This is a genomic window from Escherichia sp. KCJ4928, from assembly GCF_004352695.1.
GTDB lineage: Bacteria > Pseudomonadota > Gammaproteobacteria > Enterobacterales > Enterobacteriaceae > ECMA0423.
This window is the reverse complement of the sequence record NZ_SJWV01000256.1, coordinates 1-4,059: the sequence shown is the minus strand read 5'-3', so window position 1 is coordinate 4,059 and position 4,059 is coordinate 1. Positions and strand designations below refer to the sequence as shown.

The 4,059-nt window shown below is 52.1% G+C and carries 5 protein-coding genes; all 5 read left to right on the top strand.

Annotated features, from left to right (window positions below; translation table 11 throughout):
- Positions 1–164 (top strand): autotransporter domain-containing protein (locus E0D98_RS21830; protein WP_114619362.1); only part of this gene is annotated, 164 nt, incomplete at its 5' end.
- Between the two features lie 120 nt (positions 165–284).
- The gene (locus tag E0D98_RS21825) at positions 285–2,801 is read left to right on the top strand and encodes a hypothetical protein (protein WP_024199658.1); all 2,517 of its coding nucleotides are present in this window, start codon (positions 285–287) and stop codon (positions 2,799–2,801) included.
- A gap of 75 nt (positions 2,802–2,876) precedes the next feature.
- Positions 2,877–3,332, top strand: coding sequence for an IrmA family protein (locus tag E0D98_RS21820; RefSeq protein WP_000581507.1), 456 nt, complete (start codon positions 2,877–2,879; stop codon positions 3,330–3,332).
- A gap of 78 nt (positions 3,333–3,410) precedes the next feature.
- Positions 3,411–3,644 (top strand): DUF905 family protein, encoded by a 234-nt coding sequence (locus E0D98_RS21815; RefSeq protein ID WP_001119729.1) that lies wholly within the window; start codon positions 3,411–3,413, stop codon positions 3,642–3,644.
- A gap of 99 nt (positions 3,645–3,743) precedes the next feature.
- Positions 3,744–4,059: DUF932 domain-containing protein (locus E0D98_RS21805; RefSeq protein ID WP_044863421.1), on the top strand; the 316-nt coding region annotated here is incomplete at its 3' end.

Below are 4,059 nucleotides of genomic sequence, written 5' to 3'. Positions count from 1 at the left end.
TCTCACCGTCCCGGAATGGCACGTCACTGGACCTGCAGGCCGGACTGGAAGCCCGTGTCCGGGAAAATATCACCCTGGGCGTTCAGGCCGGTTATGCCCACAGCGTCAGCGGCAGCAGCGCTGAAGGGTATAACGGTCAGGCCACACTGAATGTGACCTTCTGACAGAACCATCGCCTCTCTGTGGTCCCGGTCATCATGACCGGGACCCGGACCGGCGCAACGGATCTTCAACGCCACATTCGCTGGCATTAACAATAACATGATATTCATCACGGAGTGACTATGTTACAGATAGTCGGCGCGCTGATCCTGCTGATCGCAGGATTTGCCATTCTTCGCCTTTTGTTCAGAGCATTAATCAGCACGGCTTCTGCGCTGGCAGGGCTCATATTGCTGTGTCTGTTCGGCCCGGCCTTACTGGCTGGCTATATCACCGAACGCATAACCCGGTTGTTCCATATTCGCTGGCTGGCAGGCGTATTTCTGACGATTGCCGGAATGATCATCAGCTTCATGTGGGGACTTGATGGTAAACATATCGCGCTGGAGGCTCATACCTTTGACTCTGTGAAATTTATTCTGACCATCGCTCTCGCCGGTGGTCTGCTGGCTGTTCCCCTGCAGATCAAAAACATTCAGCAGAACGGGATCACACCAGAAGATATCAGCAAGGAAATTAACGGGTATTACTGCTGTTTTTATACTGCCTTTTTCCTTATGGCGTGTTCTGCATGCGCACCATTGATCGCGTTACAGTACGATATTTCACCGTCACTGATGTGGTGGGGCGGGTTGTTGTACTGGCTGGCTGCATTAGTGACGCTGCTATGGGCGGCCAGCCAGATCCAGGCGCTGAAAAAACTGACCTGTGCCATCCGCCAGACACTGGAAGAACAACCGGTGCTCAACAGTAAATCGTGGCTGACCAGTTTGCAAAACGATTACAGCCTTCCTGAAACGCTGACGGAGCGCATCTGGCTGACGCTCATTTCTCAACGGATTTCCCGGGGAGAGCTGAGGGAATTTGAACTGGCAGACGGAAACTGGTTACTGAACAATGCCTGGTATGAAAGAAACATGGCAGGGTTTAACGAACAGTTGAAAGAGAACCTGTCATTCACACCTGATGAACTGAAAACGCTCTTCCGGAACCGCCTGAATTTATCACCGGAAGCGAATGACGATTTTCTCGATCGTTGCCTGGACGGCGGTGACTGGTATCCCTTTTCAGAAGGTCGCCGTTTTGTATCATTCCATCACGTGGATGAGCTTCGTATCTGTGCCTCCTGCGGGCTGACAGAAGTACATCATGCCCCGGAAAATCATAAGCCGGATCCGGAATGGTACTGCTCCTCTCTTTGTCGCGAAACAGAAACACTGTGTCAGGAAATTTATGAACGCCCTTACAACAGCTTTATTTCCGATGCAACGGCGAATGGTCTGATTCTCATGAAACTGCCGGAAACCTGGAGTACAAATGAGAAAATGTTTGCTTCCGGAGGGCAGGGACATGGGTTTGCCGCTGAACGGGGAAACCATATTGTCGACAGAGTCCGTCTGAAAAACGCACGGATCCTCGGTGATAATAATGCCAGAAATGGAGCAGACAGACTGGTCAGCGGAACAGAAATCCAGACGAAATATTGTTCAACTGCAGCCCGTAGCGTCGGTGCGGCATTCGACGGACAAAACGGACAGTATCGTTACATGGGAAATAATGGCCCCATGCAACTGGAAGTCCCCCGTGATCAGTATGCCGGCGCTGTTGAAACCATGAGGAATAAGATCCGCGAAGGTAAAGTACCCGGTGTAACCGATCCCGCAGAAGCGTCCCGGCTGATTCGTCGGGGACATCTGACTTATACTCAGGCCCGTAATATCACCCGGTTCGGGACCATCGAATCGGTCACTTATGATATTGCCGAGGGTTCGGTTGTCAGTCTGGCGGCCGGAGGGATCAGTTTTGCCCTGACGGCATCGGTCTTCTGGCTCAGCACCGGCGATCGCGATGCTGCCCTGCAGACAGCTGCTGTCCAGGCAGGAAAAACCTTCACCCGCACACTGGCTGTCTACGTCACAACCCAGCAACTCCACCGGCTCAGTGTTGTTCAGGGTATGCTGAAGCACATTGATTTTTCGACTGCCAGCCCGACTGTCCGACTGGCTCTTCAGAAGGGGACCGGTGCAGGAAATATCAGTGCCCTGAACAAAGTGATGAAGGGTACGCTGGTGACATCTCTGGCACTGGTAGCTGTCACAACCGGCCCTGACATGATCAAAATGTTGCGGGGACGGATCTCCGGTACGCAGTTCATCAGGAATCTTGCCGTGGCATCTTCCGGTGTGGCAGGTGGAGCTGTCGGGTCAGTGGCGGGCGGGATACTGTTCAGTCCACTGGGACCATTTGGTGCACTGACAGGGCGTGTGGTTGGCGGTGTTCTGGGGGGAATGATTGCCTCCGCTGTATCAGGAAAAATTGCCGGAGCGCTGGTTGAAGAAGATCGCGTCAAAATTCTGGCAATGATTCAGGAGCAGGTGACATGGCTTGCCGGCAGTTTCCTGCTGACCGGACATGAGATTGAAAATCTGAACGCGAATCTGGCCCGTGTTATCGATCAGAATGCTCTGGAGATCATTTTCGCCGCCGGTATACAACAACGGGCCGCGACCAATATGTTAATCAAACCACTGGTGGTCAGTATCATCAGGCAACGCCCCGTCATGGAATATGATGCATCCCATCTCGGCAATATGGTTAACCGACTGGAAGAAGCATTACCCCCGGAGTTACCGGCATAACGGCTATTCTGCGCCTTTTACGCTTTATCACCTGATTTGTCAGTGTCATCGTCATGACTCAGAGAGGTAAATACCATGATTCACCTGTTCAAAACCTGCATGATTACCGCCTTCATTCTGGGGTTAACGTGGTCTGCCCCACTCCGGGCACAGGATCAACGTTACATCAGTATACGCAATACAGATACGATATGGCTCCCGGGAAATATTTGTGCCTACCAGTTCCGGCTGGATAATGGCGGAAACGATGAAGGATTTGGCCCCCTCACCATCACTCTGCAACTCAAAGACAAATATGGTCAGACGCTGGTGACCAGAAAAATGGAAACGGAAGCTTTTGGTGGCAGTAATGCCACGCGAACCACAGACGCATTTCTGGAAACGGAGTGCGTGGAAAATGTCGCCACAACCGAAATCATTAAAGCAACTGAAGAAAGTAACAGCCATCGTGTCAGTCTGCCGTTATCTGTTTTCAATCCCCAGGACTACCATCCACTGCTGATTACCGTTTCCGGAAAAAACGTTAACTGATCCCTGAAGTCAGTTTCATGCTTCAGCCTCTGTCACAACGCGTGGCAGAGGCTTTTTATTTATCAGGAGAAAACAGATATGCCGGGTTACACAGAGTATGTCCTGGCTGAAGGATCTTTCTCATACGGGCAGGCGGTTGCTGTCATAACCGCTTACCGCAATGTGTTTATCCAGGATGACCCGGGAATGCATTTCCGTCGGGTTATCCGCAACGCGGAAGGTCAGCGACGCTGGCGCTGCCGGAATTCTGAACCCGATGCCGGAAAGGTGCTTAATACGCGGCTCGCCAGTGACGGTCTTCTCAGACAATAAACGTCATTCATTTCACCCATCAGGCCGCGTCTTCTCCGGGAGACGTGGCTTTTTCATTTATTACACCAGTAAATCTTAACCACCGATAAGGAGCAAATTATGCGACTAGCCAGTCGTTTTGGTTATGCGAACCAGATACGCCGTGACCGTCCGCTGACACACGAAGAACTGATGCACTATGTGCCGGGGATTTTCGGGGAAGATAAACACACGTCCCGAAGCCAGAACTATACGTACATCCCCACCATCACCGTACTGGAAAGCCTGCAGCGGGAAGGCTTTCAGCCATTCTTCGCCTGCCAGACCCGTGTGCGCGACCCGGGCCGCCGGGGATACACAAAACACATGCTGCGTCTGCGGCGGGCCGGAGAGATAAACGGAGAACATGTCCCTGAAATTATTCTGCTCAACTCTC